The organism is Rhodococcus koreensis (assembly GCF_900105905.1).
Lineage (GTDB): Bacteria > Actinomycetota > Actinomycetes > Mycobacteriales > Mycobacteriaceae > Rhodococcus_F > Rhodococcus_F koreensis.
On the sequence record NZ_FNSV01000005.1, the window covers coordinates 6,860,497 to 6,876,507 of the forward strand.

At 70.0% G+C, this 16,011-nt stretch carries 15 protein-coding genes and 1 riboswitch; all 15 genes read left to right on the forward strand.

Annotated features, from left to right (window positions below; genetic code table 11):
- The 15 genes from BLV94_RS35805 to BLV94_RS35870 all read left to right on the forward strand — a co-directional run bounded on the left by BLV94_RS35805 (position 1) and on the right by BLV94_RS35870 (position 15,970).
- Positions 1-972, forward strand: a complete 972-nt coding sequence (locus BLV94_RS35805; protein ID WP_072947131.1) for an ABC transporter substrate-binding protein — start codon at positions 1-3, stop codon at positions 970-972.
- Positions 973-983: 11 nt separating this feature from the next.
- The gene (locus BLV94_RS35810) at positions 984-1,520 is read left to right on the forward strand and encodes a GNAT family N-acetyltransferase (protein ID WP_072947130.1); all 537 of its coding nucleotides are present in this window, start codon (positions 984-986) and stop codon (positions 1,518-1,520) included.
- The gene (locus BLV94_RS35815) at positions 1,517-2,578 is read left to right on the forward strand and encodes an LLM class flavin-dependent oxidoreductase (RefSeq protein ID WP_072947129.1); all 1,062 of its coding nucleotides are present in this window, start codon (positions 1,517-1,519) and stop codon (positions 2,576-2,578) included. Before BLV94_RS35810 ends, BLV94_RS35815 begins: the two co-directional genes overlap by 4 nt.
- A complete protein-coding gene (locus BLV94_RS35820; RefSeq protein WP_072947128.1) occupies positions 2,575-3,633 on the forward strand; it encodes an LLM class flavin-dependent oxidoreductase in 1,059 nt (352 codons plus the stop codon). The genes BLV94_RS35815 and BLV94_RS35820 overlap by 4 nt, the downstream gene beginning before the upstream one ends.
- A gap of 15 nt (positions 3,634-3,648) precedes the next feature.
- Positions 3,649-5,043: an NtaA/DmoA family FMN-dependent monooxygenase gene (locus BLV94_RS35825; protein ID WP_072947162.1), complete on the forward strand. Its 1,395-nt coding sequence runs from the start codon at positions 3,649-3,651 to the stop codon at positions 5,041-5,043.
- A 46-nt stretch (positions 5,044-5,089) separates the two neighbouring features.
- Positions 5,090-5,183: riboswitch (SAM riboswitch) on the forward strand.
- Positions 5,184-5,187: 4 nt separating this feature from the next.
- Complete coding sequence (locus BLV94_RS51870) at positions 5,188-5,271, forward strand: putative leader peptide (protein WP_310794466.1); 84 nt, start codon at positions 5,188-5,190, stop codon at positions 5,269-5,271.
- 155 nt (positions 5,272-5,426) lie between these two features.
- On the forward strand, positions 5,427-7,058 hold the full coding sequence (locus BLV94_RS35830) for an ABC transporter substrate-binding protein (RefSeq protein ID WP_072947127.1): 1,632 nt from the start codon (positions 5,427-5,429) through the stop codon (positions 7,056-7,058).
- A gap of 3 nt (positions 7,059-7,061) precedes the next feature.
- Positions 7,062-8,054, forward strand: a complete 993-nt coding sequence (locus BLV94_RS35835) for an ABC transporter permease (RefSeq protein ID WP_072947126.1) — start codon at positions 7,062-7,064, stop codon at positions 8,052-8,054.
- The gene (locus BLV94_RS35840) at positions 8,047-8,967 is read left to right on the forward strand and encodes an ABC transporter permease (protein ID WP_072947125.1); all 921 of its coding nucleotides are present in this window, start codon (positions 8,047-8,049) and stop codon (positions 8,965-8,967) included. The genes BLV94_RS35835 and BLV94_RS35840 overlap by 8 nt, the downstream gene beginning before the upstream one ends.
- Complete coding sequence (locus tag BLV94_RS35845; protein ID WP_072947124.1) at positions 8,964-10,622, forward strand: dipeptide ABC transporter ATP-binding protein; 1,659 nt, start codon at positions 8,964-8,966, stop codon at positions 10,620-10,622. Before BLV94_RS35840 ends, BLV94_RS35845 begins: the two co-directional genes overlap by 4 nt.
- Positions 10,615-11,751 carry an LLM class flavin-dependent oxidoreductase gene (locus BLV94_RS35850; protein WP_072947123.1) on the forward strand — a complete coding sequence of 379 codons (1,137 nt, stop codon included), beginning with the start codon at positions 10,615-10,617 and terminating at the stop codon, positions 11,749-11,751. Before BLV94_RS35845 ends, BLV94_RS35850 begins: the two co-directional genes overlap by 8 nt.
- A 4-nt stretch (positions 11,752-11,755) precedes the next feature.
- Positions 11,756-13,120: an NtaA/DmoA family FMN-dependent monooxygenase gene (locus BLV94_RS35855; RefSeq protein WP_072947122.1), complete on the forward strand. Its 1,365-nt coding sequence runs from the start codon at positions 11,756-11,758 to the stop codon at positions 13,118-13,120.
- The gene (locus BLV94_RS35860) at positions 13,117-13,914 is read left to right on the forward strand and encodes a DUF1684 domain-containing protein (protein ID WP_072947121.1); all 798 of its coding nucleotides are present in this window, start codon (positions 13,117-13,119) and stop codon (positions 13,912-13,914) included. The genes BLV94_RS35855 and BLV94_RS35860 overlap by 4 nt, the downstream gene beginning before the upstream one ends.
- A gap of 2 nt (positions 13,915-13,916) precedes the next feature.
- The gene (locus tag BLV94_RS35865) at positions 13,917-14,831 is read left to right on the forward strand and encodes an LLM class flavin-dependent oxidoreductase (protein ID WP_072947120.1); all 915 of its coding nucleotides are present in this window, start codon (positions 13,917-13,919) and stop codon (positions 14,829-14,831) included.
- Entirely contained in the window at positions 14,828-15,970 is a 1,143-nt protein-coding gene (locus BLV94_RS35870; RefSeq protein ID WP_072947119.1) for an LLM class flavin-dependent oxidoreductase, read from the forward strand. Before BLV94_RS35865 ends, BLV94_RS35870 begins: the two co-directional genes overlap by 4 nt.
- The last annotated feature ends 41 nt before the right edge of the window (positions 15,971-16,011 follow it).

A 16,011-nucleotide genomic window follows, 5' to 3' on the forward strand; every position in this document is an offset into this window, starting at 1 on the left:
ATGTCCACCGCACGGTTCCGTAAGAAGATTCTGGCCTCGGCTCTCACCACCGTCGCGCTCCTCGCCGCCGCGTGCGGGGGCGGCGACGTCGAGGACGAGGGATCGGGGCCCACCTCGGCCGCCGGCTACAACCTCACCGCCGATCAGAATCGCATCACCACCGACGAGGTCGAGTCGATCGCCGCGAAGGTTCCCCAGCAGATCCGCGACCGCGGCACGCTCGTCGTCACGGGCAGTGCCGGTTCCGCCCCGCCGCTGCGCTTCTACGCCGACGACGACAAGACGCTCATCGGCTCGGAAACCGACTTCGCATACCTGATCGGCGACGTCCTCGGCCTGAAGGTCGATCTCCAGGCCGCGGACTGGGCGCAGAACTTCGTCCGGATCGACTCGGGGGAGGCCGACGCCTTCATCTCCAACGTCACCGTCACCGAGGAGCGGAAGGAGAAGTACGACTTCTCGACATACCGCCTCGACACGGTCGCGTTCGAGACGAAGAAGGACAGCGGCATCCAGATCAAGGAACCCAAGGACGTCGCGGGCCTGAAGATCGCGGTCTCCTCCGGCACCAATCAGGAAGCGCTGCTGGTGAAGTGGAGCGAGCAGAACGTGGCGGCCGGTCTCGAACCCACCGACATCACCTACTACCAGAACGCCACCGACTACTACCTGCCGCTCGCGTCGGGGCGGATCGACGCCTACTTCGGCCCCAACCCCTCCTCGTCGTTCCACGTGGCGCAGGCCGGGGAGACCGAGATCGCCGGAACGTTCTCGGGCGCCGGCGACGCACTCCAGGGTGAGATCGCCGTGCTCACCAAGAAGGACAACGGGCTGATTACCGCCGTCAACGAGGCCATCAACCATGTCATCGAGAACGGCACGTACGCACAGGTTCTCGACCGCTGGAACATCGCGAACGAGGCCGTGAACACGTCGGTCGTCAACCCGCCCGGGCTCCCGAAGACCAGCTGACAGGAGGAACAGTGAGCGAGAGGACCGACCCCGTGCAGACCGTGTTCGTCGATCAGACCGATCCACTGGCCGCGCCGCTGCTCGAAGAACTGGCGACCGAATACAGCACTCGGTACGGGCGGTCCCGCGACCAGATGTACGAGGATCTCAGCACGTATCCGGCGGAAGAGTTCGCCGCGCCGGGGGGCGCGCTGCTCGTCGTGGTCGAGGACGGGATGTCGGTGGCGGGCGGGGCCTTCCGCCGCTACGACGACACGACCGCGGAACTCAAGCGGATCTGGACCTCGTCCTCGCACCGCAGGCGCGGACTCGGGCGCATCGTGCTGCGGGAACTCGAGGCCGAGATCGTCCGGGCCGGCTACTCGCGCATCTTCCTCACCACCGGGCCGCGGCAACCCGAGGCGGTGGCCCTGTACCTGGCCGCGGGGTACACGGCGCTGTTCGACCGCTCCCTCCCACCGCAGGAAATCGGGGTCCACGGATTCGAGAAGCTCCTGCACACCGCCCTGCCTTCCGACTGCGCCGCAAAGGAGTACGAGTCCGTATGAAGTTTCTGCTGATGAGCCTGATCACTCACCACCCGGATCCGGTGACCGGGGAGAAGATCGGCACCGCGGCCAGGCTTCGGGAGGTCGTGGAATCGGCCGTCCTCGCCGAGCAACTGGGGTACGACGGTTTCGCGGTGGGCGAGCGCCACGAACACCCCTTCCTGTCCTCGTCGCCGCCCGTGGTGCTCAGCGCCATCGCGGCGCGGACCACCACCCTGCAGTTGTGGACCGCGGTGACCACGCTGAGCCTGCTCGACCCGGTCCGTGCGTTCGAGGACTACTCGACGCTCGACAACCTGTCGGGTGGCCGGCTGCAGCTCATCATCGGCAAGGGAAACGGCACCGCGCAGGCACAGCTGTTCCACGTCACGCCGGACGACCAGTGGGACCGCAACCGAGAAGGGTACGAGCTGTTCCGGAAGTTGTGGGAGAGCGAGGACGTCACCTGGGAGGGCACGTTCCGGCCGTCGCTCGAGCACGCCGTCGCGCTGCCCCGCCCGTTGCAGCGGCGGATCCGGATCTGGCACGGCAGCGCGACGAGCAAGGAATCGGTGGATCTCGCCGCCCGCTACGGAGATCCGATCTTCTCCGCGAACGTGACGTATCCCATCGACTCCTACGCCGAACTCGTCCGGCACTACCGCGAACGGTGGACCCATTACGGTCACGATCCCGCCGACGCCCTCGTCGGCGCCGGGACCGCCGGGTTCTACGTCACACCGAACTCGCAGGACGCGCTCGACGTGTGGCGGCCGATTCACGCCGCCCGGCTCGACTTCGCCTGCAGGGCAGGACTTCCCGTGGTATTCGAGACCCTCGAGGACTTCGTCGAACGCAGCTCCGCGCTGATCGGCAGCCCGCAGCAGGTGATCGACAAGGTGCAGCGCTACCACGAGCAGTTCGGCCACGAGGTGATCCACCTGAGCGCCGACCGCGTCGGCAGCGACAAACAGCACCGCGAGAGCCTCGAGCTGTTCCAGGCCGAGGTGGCGCCCGCGTTGCGCGAGACCATTCAGAGCCGCCCCCTCGCGGCCGACACAGAGGAGGAACGGCCATGAGCCTGCATCTGGGCATCGAACTCGACGGCGAGGGAACGCATCCCGAGGCCTGGCGGCGCGCCGCGCACACACCCGACCGGTTGCTGACCGGGCGAACGGTGGCGGACCGGGTCGCTGCGGCGGAGAACGCCGGTTTCACATTCGCCTCCTTCGACGATTCGCTGCTGCCGCCCGGCGCCGTCGGGGGACCCGTCGGCCGGATCGACGCCGTGAACCGCGCCGCGTTCGTGGCCGCGACCACCAGCACGATCGGTCTCGTACCGGTGGTCGGCACCACCTACGCCGAACCGTTTCACACGTCCTCCCAGCTCGCGACACTCGACTACGCGTCGCGGGGCCGCGGCGGCTGGATCGCCGCACGCGACACCGACCCGCGGGTCGCGGGCGCACTGGGCCGGACCGAGATCACCGCACCCGCCGACCTCGCGCGGGAGGAGCGGGACGCGATCGCCGTGGTCCGGAACCTGTGGGATTCCTGGGAGGACGACGCGGTGATCCGCGACTACGCCACCGGCCGTTTCGTCGACCGCGACCGGCTGCACTACATCGACTTCCGGGGCGAGACGTACTCGGTGAAGGGTCCGGCGATCGTGCCGCGGCCGCCGCAGGGGCAACTGGTGGTGTTCGGACTCGACGGGCAGACCGATCCGACCCAGGTCGACGTGGTGCTGGTGTCCGGGACGACGCCCGGTGACATCGCCGACGCCGCCGCGCGGGCGAAGGACCGCGGGGCGGCGCTGGTGTTCGCCGAACTCGACGTGGCGCTGGGCGCAGCCACTCCCGCCCCGTCGAGTGAGCGGCTGTCGTTCGCCGGCGAGGCCACCGGACTGGTGGAACTGCTGCGCGCACTGGATTCGCAGGTCGACGGTGTGCGCCTGCATCCCGCCGTGGTCGACGAGGACCTCCCGGTGCTGGCGCGGTACGTGATCCCGGCACTCCTGCGCGCCGGTGCCGCCCACCGTCCCGTTCCCGGTTCGACTCTGCGCAGCACGCTCGGACTCGACCGCCCCGCCAACCGATTCCGGGCCGAGCGCCTCGCAGAATCCTCTCGCTGAAAGGTTGTGGAGATCATGACCGACAACTCGTACGCCCGGCCCGAAGCCCAGGTGCATTTCGGGGTCTTCTTCCAGGGCGTCAACCACACGACGATCTGGTCGGATCCGACGAGCGGATCGCAGATCGACTTCGAAACGTTCCGTCGGGTGGCACAGACCGCCGAGCGGGGCCTGTTCGACGCCTTCTTCCTGGGTGAGGGTCTACGCCTGCGGGAACAGGAAGGCAAGATCCTCGATCTCGACATCGTGGGCAGGCCGGATGCGATCACCCAGCTCTCGGCGCTGGCCGGCATCACCCGGCACATCGGGCTGGTGGCCACCCAGAACACCACCTACAACGAACCGGCCGACCTCGCCCGGCGACTGTCCGGGCTGGACCTGCTGTCCGGCGGACGCGCCGGCTGGAACGCCGTCACCACGGACAACGCGTGGACCGGTGAGAACTTCCGGCGCGGCGGCTTCCTCGATCACGCCGACCGGTACGAACGGGCCGGGCAGTTCCTGGGCACCGCGCGGGCGATCTGGGACGCGTGGGCCGACGGCACCGTCGCGACGAGCACCGAGGCGCCGTCCTGGGCCACCGCGGGCAGTGTGCAGGACGTGTCGCGGCGCACGTCGCAGTTCGACGTCACGATCACCCCCACCCTGCCGCGCAGCGCCCAGGGCCATCCCGTCATCTTCCAGGCCGGCGACTCACCGGCAGGCAGGGACTTCGCGGCCACGCACGCCGACGTGATCTTCTCCCGCCACGGAACCCATTTCGACGAGGCGCTCGGCTTCGCCGAGGACATCCGGGCGAGACTGCGCCGCGCGGGGCGCCCCGAGGACGACGTCAAGATTTTGCCGGGCACCCAGATCGTGCTCGCGGAGAACGCGTCCGAGGTGGAGGACAAGGTCCGCTGGGTCCGCGAAGGCCAGTACACCGGGCAGACGGCGCTGTCGCTGGTCGGGCAGGTGTGGGGCCGCGATCTGTCCGATCGCGACCCGGACGGTCCACTGCCCGAATTAGATCCGGTGCCCGCACCGATCTCCGTCACCCGCGGGGCCGCCCGCGACGGCAAGGACCCGCTCGCCATCGCCCGCGAGTGGCGGGCCCTGGCGGAGGCGCAGAACCTGTCGCTGCGGCAGGTCGCGATCGCGACCACTCAGCGGTCCGGTTTCGCGGGCACCCCGGGGCAGGTCGCCGACGAACTCACCCGGTGGGTTCGCAGCGGCGCGACCGACGGATTCAACATCTCCCCCTACCTGGTGCCCACCGGACTCGACGAGATCGTCGACCTGCTCGTACCCGAACTGCAGGAGCGCGGCTCGTACCGAACGCAATACGAAGGCTCGACGCTGCGTGAGCATCTCGGTCTCCGCCCGCCGCTGTCGCGACGGGAACTCCCGCCCCGGCAGGCAGTCGGGTAGCGGGGGCCGTGTGGCGCGGCGACCGGCGATCTCTTACACTCGGTAACGACCATCCAGAGCGACCGAGAGACCTGGCTCGTTGACGTCGCAGCAACCCCCCGCCCTGCGGGTGCGGGTGCTACCGCCGGGATCGATGGAGGAACCATGTTGACCGAAGGCTTCGTGAGCGCCTGGGGGCGTCTGCACGTCGATCTCTGCCGGTTGTCCACCTCCATCTGTCACAGCTGATCTGACACCCCGGCAGACATCCGGGGTTCCTGCTCTACACACCGCATCCGCGTCGGATCCGGTGTCACTCACCTTTCTGTGCGCGTGAGCGCTGCCCACTCGACGGGTAGCGCGCACGGCACTTCTTCGAGATCACGGAGTTCTCGGTGCCATCAGTGCCTTTGTCCTCGTCCCACCGCGGCCGCATCGCGGCAGGTATCGGCGCCGCCGCCGTGCTGGCCACGGCGCTCACCGCCTGCGGTGGCGGCTCCAGCAGTTCCTCCGCGGACGCGGGCCCGCCCCAGCCCGGCGGCACCCTCCGCTACGGCCTGTCCCAGGCACCCACGTGCGCCGACCCCGCCCAGTCGGGCACCAACCAGACGATCTACGTGGCCCGGCAGGTGGTGGACTCGCTCACCGATCAGGACCCGGAGACGGGCGAACTGAAGCCGTGGCTGGCCGAGAGCTGGGACACCGACGCCGACGCGTCCTCCTTCACGTTCCATCTGAAGGAGGGGGTGACGTTCAGTGACGGAACGCCTTTCACCGCGGAGTCGGTGAAGAAGAACCTCGACGCCATCGTGAACACCCTCACCGGCGCCAAGGCCGCACTGGGTGCCAGCTACCTCACCGGGTACACGGGCACCACCGTGATCGACCCGCAGACCGCGCAGGTCGACTTCGCCGCACCCAACGCGCAGTTCCTCCAGGCGTCGTCCACCCCGCAGCTCGGCATCCTGTCCGACGCGTCCGTCGCGAAGTCCGCCGAAGAGCGGTGCACCGGCAACATCTCGGGCACCGGGCCGTTCACGTACGCCGACTACCAGCAGGACAAGTCGGTCACCCTCGCCAAGCGCGCCGGATACAACTGGGGTTCCGACGTGTTCGCCCACGACGGCGAGGCCTACCTCGACACCATCGAGTTCACCGTCGTCCCCGAATCCGGTGTCCGCACGGGCAGCCTGTCCTCGGGACAGCTGGACGCGATCAGCGACGCGCTGCCGCAGGACGCCCCGCAGATCGAAGGTGCGGGCGGGCAGGTGCTCACCACCTCGAATCCCGGAACCCCGTTCGGCTTCCAGCCCAACGTGACCCGCGGACCGCTCGTCGACCCCGTCGTGCGCAGCGCGCTGGTGCCGGCGATCAACCGGCAGGAACTGGTCGACACCGTGCTCGGCCCCAACTTCAAGCCGGCCACCAGCACCCTGGCCAGCCGCACCCCGGGCTACGTGGCACTGCCCGACGTGACGTACGACCCGGAGAAGGCGAAGTCGATCCTGGATCAGGCGGGCTGGGTGCCCGGCGCCGACGGCATCCGCGAGAAGGGTGGTCAGAAGCTCGCCTTCCCCGTTCTGTTCAGCTCCGTGTTCGCCGGCAACCAGGCCATCCTCGAACTGGTGCAGCAGCAGCTCAGAGCGGTGGGAGTGGACCTGCAGCTCGACCTCGTGTCGACCCCGGAAGCCACCGCCCGCCAGAATTCCAAGGACTTCGACGCCACCTACTACAACAGCACCCGTGCCGACGGCGACATCCTGCGCACCCAGTTCGGGCTCGAAGGTCGCAACCTGAACAGCCGCGGCCCGATTCCCGCGCTCGACGACGTGCTGGCGAAGCAGCTCGCCACCACCGATCCCGCCGCGCGGAGCGCGCTCGTCGCCGACGCCCAGCAGCAGGTCCTCGACAACGGCCTGTGGATCCCCACGGTGGAGTTGTCGCAGGCGATCGGCGCGGGCCCGAACGTGCAGGACCTGAAGTTTGAGGCCTCGGCCCGGCTCCAGTTCTTCGACACCTGGATCAGCGGACGCTGAGCCATGATTCGCTACCTCGGACTCCGCGTGCTGCAGGCGATCGCCGTCCTGTGGGCGACGTTCACCGTGTCGTTCGCCGTGCTGTTCCTCCTGCCGTCCGACCCGGTGAGCATCGCCGTCGACTCGGCGTCCACCGGGACGACGGTCGACGCGGCGGCCGTCGCGGAACTGCAGGCTCGGTACGGACTCGACCAGCCGGTGTGGGTGCAGTACTGGAACTCGCTGAGCCACGCCGTCCGCGGTGACTTCGGGTACTCGATCGCCACCGGGCAGTCGGTGACCGAGGCCATCGGCAACGCGGTGCCCAGCACTCTCGCGCTGGCGTCCGCGGCGCTGGTCCTCGCCGTCGTGTTCGGGGCGGGGGTCGCGTTCCTCGCCACCTACACGCGGGTCCACTGGGTGCGGAACCTGCTGTTCTCCCTGCCCCCGCTCGGTGTCGCGGTGCCGACGTTCTGGGTGGGCCTGATTCTGCTGCAACTGTTCTCGTTCCGGCTGAAGGCCTTCCCCGCGTTCGGCGACCAGGGGGTCGCGACGCTGGTGCTGCCGGCGGTGACGCTCGCGCTCCCGACCGGGGCCGTCATCGCCCAGGTGCTCGCGGCGAGTCTGCAGACCACGTGGCGGCAGCCGTTCATCGAGGCCGCGCGGGCGAAGGGGGCGTCGCGCTGGCAGATCCAGACCCGGCACGCGCTGCGCCTGTCGAGCATTCCCGCGTTCACCATCGCCGGTGTGCTCGTCGGCAATCTGCTGGCGGGATCGGTCGTCGTCGAGACGGTGTTCTCCCGCGCCGGGGTGGGGCGGCTCACCCAGACTTCCGTTATGGCGCAGGACATTCCGGTGGTCCAGGGCATCGTGGTGTTGAGCTCGCTCGTCTATGTCCTCGTCAATCTCGCCGTGGATCTGCTCTACCCACTGATCGACCCCAGGATCGTCGAGGGCAGGCGGAGTTCCGAGCGCAGCGACACCGTCGCGAATGTGGAGGAGAAGGTTCATGTCTGACATCCTCACCAGAGAACTGATCGAGGAGGCCGAGGGTTTCGGCCCTCCGCCGGTCGAAGCGCCTCCCGCGATCGCGCCCCGTCCGCACGGCCGCGGACGCCGCGTGGTGGCGTGGTGGCGTCGCAACCTCGTGCTCGTCGCCTCGGCGGCGGTGCTCCTCGTCGCGGTCGGATTCGCGGTGGCGCCGTCGGTGTTCGCGAGCGGCGACCCGCTGGTCGGGGTGCCCGCGCAGAAGCTGCAGGCGCCGAGTGCCGCGCACTGGTTCGGCACCGACAACATCGGACGCGACGTGTACACCCGGGTGGTGCACGGCGCCGGATTGTCGCTGACCGCGACACTGCTGGCGGTGGGCATCGCACTGGTCGTCGGTTCGCTGATCGGACTGCTGTCCGGCGCCCTCGGAGGTGCTCTGGACGCCGTCCTGATGCGGGTCGTCGACGTCCTCCTGTCGATCCCGGCGCTGCTGCTCTCGCTGGCACTGGTGACCGCACTGGGATTCGGCACGGTCAACGTCGCGATCGCGGTGGGCGTGTCGCTGATCGCGAACTTCGCCCGCGTGATGCGGTCGGAGGTGCTGCGGGTGCGGCGGTCGCTGTACGTCGAGGCCGCGTTCGCGTCGGGTGTCCGCTGGCACACGGTGCTGCGCCGCCACGTGCTGCGGAACTCGTACGCGCCGGTCGTCGCCCTCGCCGCCGTCGAGTTCGGCATGGCGGTCCTCGCGGTGTCGTCGCTGAGCTTCCTCGGGTTCGGCGCGGTGCCGCCCACCCCGGAATGGGGCTCGCTGATCTCCGAGGGCCGGAACTACCTCGCCACCGCGTGGTGGATGACAACCCTGCCCGGACTGGTGATCGTGGCCGTCGTGCTGTCGGCGCACCGGCTCGGGCATGCACTCGAACAGAGAGAAGTGCGATGAGCGCGAACGACACTCCGCTGCTGCAGGTCTCCGGACTGCGGGTGGCGTACGGGAGCGCCGGCGAACCCATCGTGGCCGTGCAGGGCGTCGACCTCACGGTCGCGCGCGGTGAGGTGGTGGCCGTGGTCGGCGAGTCCGGCTCCGGAAAATCCACCACGGCGCACGCCATTCTCGGACTGCTCAGCGGATCCGGGCGGGCCGTCGCCGGCACCGTCACGTTCGACGGTGAGCGTCTCGACACCAAGTCGGAACGCGCACTCGAACGCGTCCGCGGCGCCCGGATCGGCCTCGTTCCGCAGGACCCGACAACGTCGCTCAACCCGGTCCTGCGGGTCGGCGCCCAGGTGGCGGAGGTGCTCCGGATCCACGGTCTCGCCGACCGGCGGACGGCAGGCATCGAGGCGGTGCGCATTCTGGCCGAGGCCGGGATCGACGAGCCCGAGGTGCGGGCGCGGCAGTACCCGCAGGACCTGTCCGGCGGGCAACGGCAGCGTGTCCTGATCGGGATCGCGCTGGCGTGCAGCCCCGAACTCGTGATCGCGGACGAACCGACCAGCGCCCTCGACGTCACCGTGCAGCGCCGGATCCTCGATCATCTCGACGCGCGGATCGCCGAATCCGGCACCGCGGTCCTGCTGATCACGCACGATCTGGGTGTCGCGGCCGACCGGGCGGACCGGATCGTGGTGATGAGCCAGGGCGAGGTGGTGGAAGCCGGCCCGACCCGTCAGATCCTCGCGAACCCACAGCACGAGTACACCCGCACCCTGCTGGCCGCGGCGCCGAGCCTGTCGGTGGGACAGGACCGCACCCGCGGCGAGGAGGCGGGCGGAGCCGGCCCCGACGTCCTGCTGCGCGTCTCCGGCGTGTCCAGGACGTTCCGGGTCGACCGGCGCACGTCCATCGACGCCGTCCGGGACGTATCGTTCGAGGTCCCCCGCGGGCGCACGCTGTCGCTGGTGGGGGAGTCCGGGTCGGGCAAGTCCACGGTGGCCCGGATCGCGATCCGGCTGGAGTCGCCCACCGCGGGCCGCGTCGAATTCGACGGCCGGGACATCACCGGTCTGCGCGGCGGCGCGCTGCGGGCACTGCGCCGGCGGGTGCAGATCGTGTACCAGAACCCGTACGCCTCCCTCGATCCGAAACTGGCGATCGCGGACATCGTCGCGGAACCGCTCGGTGCGTTCGATGTCGGAACCAGGGCGGAGCGGGCCGCGCGGGTGGCCGAACTGCTCGAACAGGTCGCGTTGCCGCGCACCTACCTCGAACGCCGGCCGGCCGAGCTGTCCGGCGGGCAACGTCAACGGGTCGCCATCGCCCGCGCGCTCGCTCTGCGCCCCGAACTCGTGGTGCTGGACGAACCGGTGTCGGCCCTGGACGTCTCGGTGCAGGCGCAGATCCTCGGACTGCTCGAGAGCCTGCAACGCGACCTCGGGCTCAGCTACCTCTTCATCTCGCACGACCTCGCCGTGGTCCGGCAGATCAGCGACACGGTCGCGGTGATGCGGTCCGGCCGCATCGTCGAATCGGGCACCGCGGCCGACATATTCGACAACCCGCGCCACGACTACACCCGGCAGCTGCTCGACGCCATCCCGGGACGGTCCGTCGGGCGCCCACGTTCCGCACAGCTGGAGGAATCGATTCATGCCTGAGCCACACCGTCCCCTCGTCGCCGTCGATCTGTACGGCACGGGGATTCATCCGCAGTCCTGGCGTCGCCAGGACTCGCGCGCCGAGGACCTCTTCACCGCCGCCTACTGGACCGGCCTGATCGGGCAGGCCGACTCGGCCGGCGTGGACCTCGCGTTCGTCGGCGATTCCTTCGCGATCGCCACGACCGGACATGCCGATCAGCGTGGGCAACTGGACGCCGTGGCGATCACCGCCCGGGCCGTCGCGTCCACCGAGCGCATCGGCCTCGTCCCCACGGTGACCGTCACGCACACCGAACCGTTCCACGTGTCCAAGGCGATCGCCAGCCTCGACCACGCGTCGGGCGGCCGGGCCGGGTGGCAGGTCGACGTGTCCTCCGGTCAGGTCCAGGCGGATCTGTTCGGGCGCAAGGACGCGCAGGACGCCGAGAATCTGTGGGCGGAGGCGGCCGACGCGATCGAGGTGGTCGGCCTGCTGTGGGACAGCTGGGAGGACGACGCCGAGATCCGCGACGTGGCCACCGGCCGTTTCATCGACCGGGACAAGCTGCACTACATCGATTTCGAGGGAGACCACTTCTCCGTCAAGGGTCCCTCGATCACGCCGCGGTCGCCGCAGGGGCAGTCGCTGATCGTGATCGGTGCGCGGGACGAGCACTCCACCCGGGTCGCCGCCGCCCGCGCCGACGTGATCCGCATCGCCGCGCCCACCGTCGACGCGGCGCGCGACGTCGCGGTCCGGGTGCGACGTGCTGCGGCCGAGGCCGGTCGCGTCCCCGCGACGCTGCGGATCCTGCTCGACGTCGAGGTGGTGATCGCCGAGACCGCCGATGCCGCCGAGCGTGACCTCGCGCAACTCGAGAACTGGTCCGGCGCCCGGTACGAGCCGGCGTCGGTTCTCTACCGCGGCGACGCGCCGGGACTGGCCCGGCTGATCACGGACGTGGCGGCCACCGGGGACGTCGACGGCGTCACCCTGCGGCCGCTGGCGCTGCCGTCCGGCCTGGATGCCATCACCGGCAGCGTCCTGCCCCTGCTGCGCTCGAACGACCCGGCCCCGGGCGGCGGACTGCTCCGGGAACGACTCGGCTTCACCCGTCCCGCCAACCGCTTCGCCGGAAAGGACTGACAGCATGAGCAACCAGCGCAAGCAGATTCACCTCGCCGCACACTTTCCCGGCGTCAACAACACCACCGTGTGGAGCGACCCCGAATCGAAGAGTCAGATCGACTTCGACTCGTTCGTGCACCTCGCGGAGACCGCTGAACGCGGCCTGTTCGACTTCTTCTTCCTCGCCGAGGGCCTGCGCCTGCGCGAGCACCGGGGCCGGATCCACGACCTCGACGTGGTGGGCCGCCCCGACACGTTGACGGTGCTCGGCGCACTCGCCGGCGCGACGACCCATCTGGGCCTGGCCGGGACGATCAACACGACGTTCAACGAACCGTACGAGCTGGCACGGCAATTCGCTTCACTCGACCATCTGTCCGGTGGCCGGGCCGCCTGGAACATGGTGACGTCCTCGGACGCGTTCACGGGGGAGAACTTCCGGCGCGGAGGATATCTCGACAAGGCCGACCGCTACGTCCGCGCCGGCGAAGTGATCCAGGGCGCCCGAAAGTTCTGGGACAGCTGGGATCGGGACGCACTGCAGATCGACCGTGCCCGGGGAGTGTTCGCCCCGGACCAGTCGATCCGCGAGGTCACGCACTCCGGCGCACAGTTCGACATCCGGGGACGCTTCACCGTTCCCCGGAGCCCACAGGGGCACCCGGTGTTGCTGCAGGCCGGCGATTCCGACGAGGGCCGTGAATTCGGCGCCGCCCAGGCCGACGCGATCTTCACCATCCACGGATCACTCGAGGACGGCCGGAAGTTCTACTCGGACGTCAAGGGCAGGCTCGCGAAGTACGGGCGCGGCCACGACGACCTCAAGGTGCTGCCCGCAGCGACGTTCGTACTGGGCGACTCCGCGGGGGACGCGGCCGAACGCGCCGACCACATCCGGCATCAGCAGGTGGGACCGCAGACCGCGATCGCGTTCCTCGAACAGGTCTGGGGGCGTGATCTTTCCGGGTACGACCCGGACGGACCGCTGCCGGACGTCGAGCCGGCGGAAGACTCGACCATCACCCGCGGCCGGGTCCGCCACGCGAAGGACCCGCGCGAGATCGCGGGCCAGTGGCGGGCGAAGGCGGAAGCCGAGAAACTCAGCATCCGGGAACTGATCATCGCCGTCACCACCCGCCAGCAGTTCGTCGGAACCCCCACCGAGGTGGCCGAGGAGATCGACCGCTACGTGCAGGCCGACGCGTGCGACGGCTTCATCCTGGTACCGCACCTCACTCCGGCCGGGCTGGACGAGTTCGTCGAGAAGGTGGTCCCGGAGTTGCAGAACCGCGGCAGTTTCCGCTCCGAGTACTCGGGGACGACCCTGCGCAGCCATCTCGGACTGCGCCATCCGCATCATCAGACAGAAGGAGTTCGGGCATCATGACCGCAGTCACCGAAGACGCGACATTCGAGCAGGGCTGGCAGGACTGGCATTCGGCGCGCGAGGACTACTTCCGCGAACCGCTGGGCTGGCTGAGCCTCACGGCGCTGCACTGGCTCGTCGAGACCGACACCACGTTCCCCGACCTGCCCGGCAAGTGGCGGGCCGACGCGGACGGCCTGATCGTCACGGCCCCGGCCGACGCCGGTCTCGAGATCGACGGCGAGACGGTCGACGGCACGGCGACGCTCGCACCGCAGGAGGGCGCCCCCGGTCTGCTCGTACGCCACGGCAATCGCACCGTCGAGGTGATCCGCCGGACCGGCGACGTCGCCCTGCGGATCCACGACCCCGAGGCCGCCACCCTCGCCGCGTTCACCGGCATCCCGGCGTTCCTGCCGGCACGGCAGTGGGCGGTGCCGGCAACGTTCACCCCGTTCCCGCAGTCCCGCGTCGTGACGACGGGTGCCGTCGTCGAAGGGCTCGAGCACCACCACACGGCGCTGGGGTCGCTCGCCTTCGAGCACGACGGCGCCGCACACGAACTCGTCGCGTTCGCAGGCAAGGACGGTGGGCTGCAGGTGCTGTTCACCGATGCCACCAGCGGGGTCAGCACGTACCCCGCGGCACGGTCGCTGGCCGTCGACGCCCCCGCCGCGGACGGCCGGGTGATCCTCGACTTCAACCGGGCGTCCAACCTGCCGTGCGCGTTCACCGACTACGCCACCTGCCCGGTCGCGCCCGCCGAGAACCGGCTGACGCTCGCGGTCGAGGCCGGCGAGAAGAACCCGCGGTAGGCATGACCGACAAGCAGGTCGTGCTCGGGGCGGCGGCGCCCGCGGGCCGGACGGATTTCGCCGTCCTCGCGGACGCCGCCCGCACCGCGGAGCGGGGACGGTTCGACTTCTTCCTCGCCGACGGCGTCACCGCGGCGAATGCGCTGGCCGGATTCACGGACGCGGTGGGGCTCGCGGCGACGCTGGACACGACCTCCGCCGAACCGTTCGACGTGGCCCGCCGGTTCGCCTCGCTCGATCACCTGTCCGGCGGCCGGGCGGCGTGGAACACCGTGGCCCCTGCCGGCGGGCGGGCCGCCGAGTTCGTCGGCACCGCCCGCACCCTGTGGGATTCCTGGGCCGAGGGCGTCGTGACTCTCGACCGCGGCGCGGGGCGGTTCGTGTCGGATCCCACCGCAGGCGCGTTCTATCACCGGGGCAGGCACTTCGACATCGGCGGACGCTTCACCGTCCCCCGCAGCCCGCAGGCGCAACCGGTGGTGATCGTGTCCGGCGACGGCCCGGAAGCCCGGGATCTCGCCGCCCGGCACGGCGACGTGATCATCGCTCCGCTGGGCACGTTCGAGTCCGCTCGCGCCGCCTACACCCACGTCGCGCGCCGGACGGTCGACGCAGGCAGGCCCGCCGGTGCGGTGAAGGTCCTGTTCACCGCGACGTTCGCAGGCACCCCCGCATCCGTCGCGGACCGGATCGTCCGGTGGGTCCGCGAGGACGCCGCGGACGGGTTCGTCCTGCCCTCCCTTCCCACCCCGGACGGACTCGACCCGTTCGTCGACACGGTGGTGCCGTTGCTGCAGGACCGTGGTGTTCTGCGCACCGACTACACCACCGCCACGCTGCGGCAGCACCTCGGACTCGGTGCCCCGCCCAGCCATCGTGCCGTCAATCCCCGCTCTCTCCAGAAAGTGCCCTCATGACCACTCCGTTGTCCGTTCTCGATCTGTCGCCCGTCAGCGAGGGCGCCACCGCCCGCACGGCGCTGCGGAACACCGTCGACCTCGCCCAGCACGCCGAGGCGTGGGGATACAAGCGGTACTGGGTGGCCGAGCACCACTTCGTCGGTGTCGCCAGTTCCTCGCCGGCCGTGCTCGTCGGGATCCTGGCCGCGGCGACCAGCACGCTCCGGATCGGTGCCGCCGCCGTGCAGCTGGGGCACACCACCGCGGCCGCCGTCGTCGAGGCGTTCGGCACAGTCGACGCGCTGTACCCGGGTCGCCTGGACCTCGGGCTCGGACGGTCGGGCCAGCGGCGGGCCGAGGCGTTGAAAGCGGTTGCCGAACGCAACAACCAGCCGGCCCCGCCCCGCAGGGAGACCGAGATCCGCGACGGCGTGGTGATCCCGGCGCCGTTCGACCCGTCCGGGCTCCTGCTGTCCCCGCGGCTCGCGGCGGCGCAGTCGGTGCTGCAGCAGCCCGGCGCGCTGTCGCCCGCATTCGACCAGCAGGTCGACGACATCCTGGCACTGCTCGGCGGCACGTACCGCACCCCGGACGGGATCGAACTGCACGCGAGTCCCGGTGAGGGCGCGGACGTCGAGGTGTGGGTGTTCGGGAGCAGCGCGGGGCCGAGCGCCGAACTGGCAGGCCGGCTGGGGCTGCCGTTCGGCGCGAACTATCACGTGAGCCCGTCGACGACCCTCGAAGCGGTCGAGGCCTACCGCGCCGCGTTCCGCCCGTCGCCGAGTCTGCCGAAGCCGTACGTCGTCGTCTCCGCCGACACGGTCGTGGCGGAGGACGACGCGACCGCGCAGGAACTGGCGTCGACGTTCGGGCACTGGACGCACAGCATCCGTAGTGGGCACGGCGCGATCCCGTACCCCGACCCCGCGCACACCGCACCGCTGGGCGACACGGAACGCGCGCTCGTCGAGGACCGGCTGATCACCCAGTTCGTGGGGGCACCGGCCACCGTCGCGGACAAACTCGACAGTCTGCGAAGGCTCACCGACGCCGACGAACTGGTGATCACCAGCGTCACCCACGATCACACCGACCGGTTGCGCTCCTACGAACTGCTCGCGGCCGAGTGGGGACTGCCGAGGTTGCTCGCCGCCTGAGAGCGCGATGATTGAACGCTGGTCCAATTGGGAATCCCAGG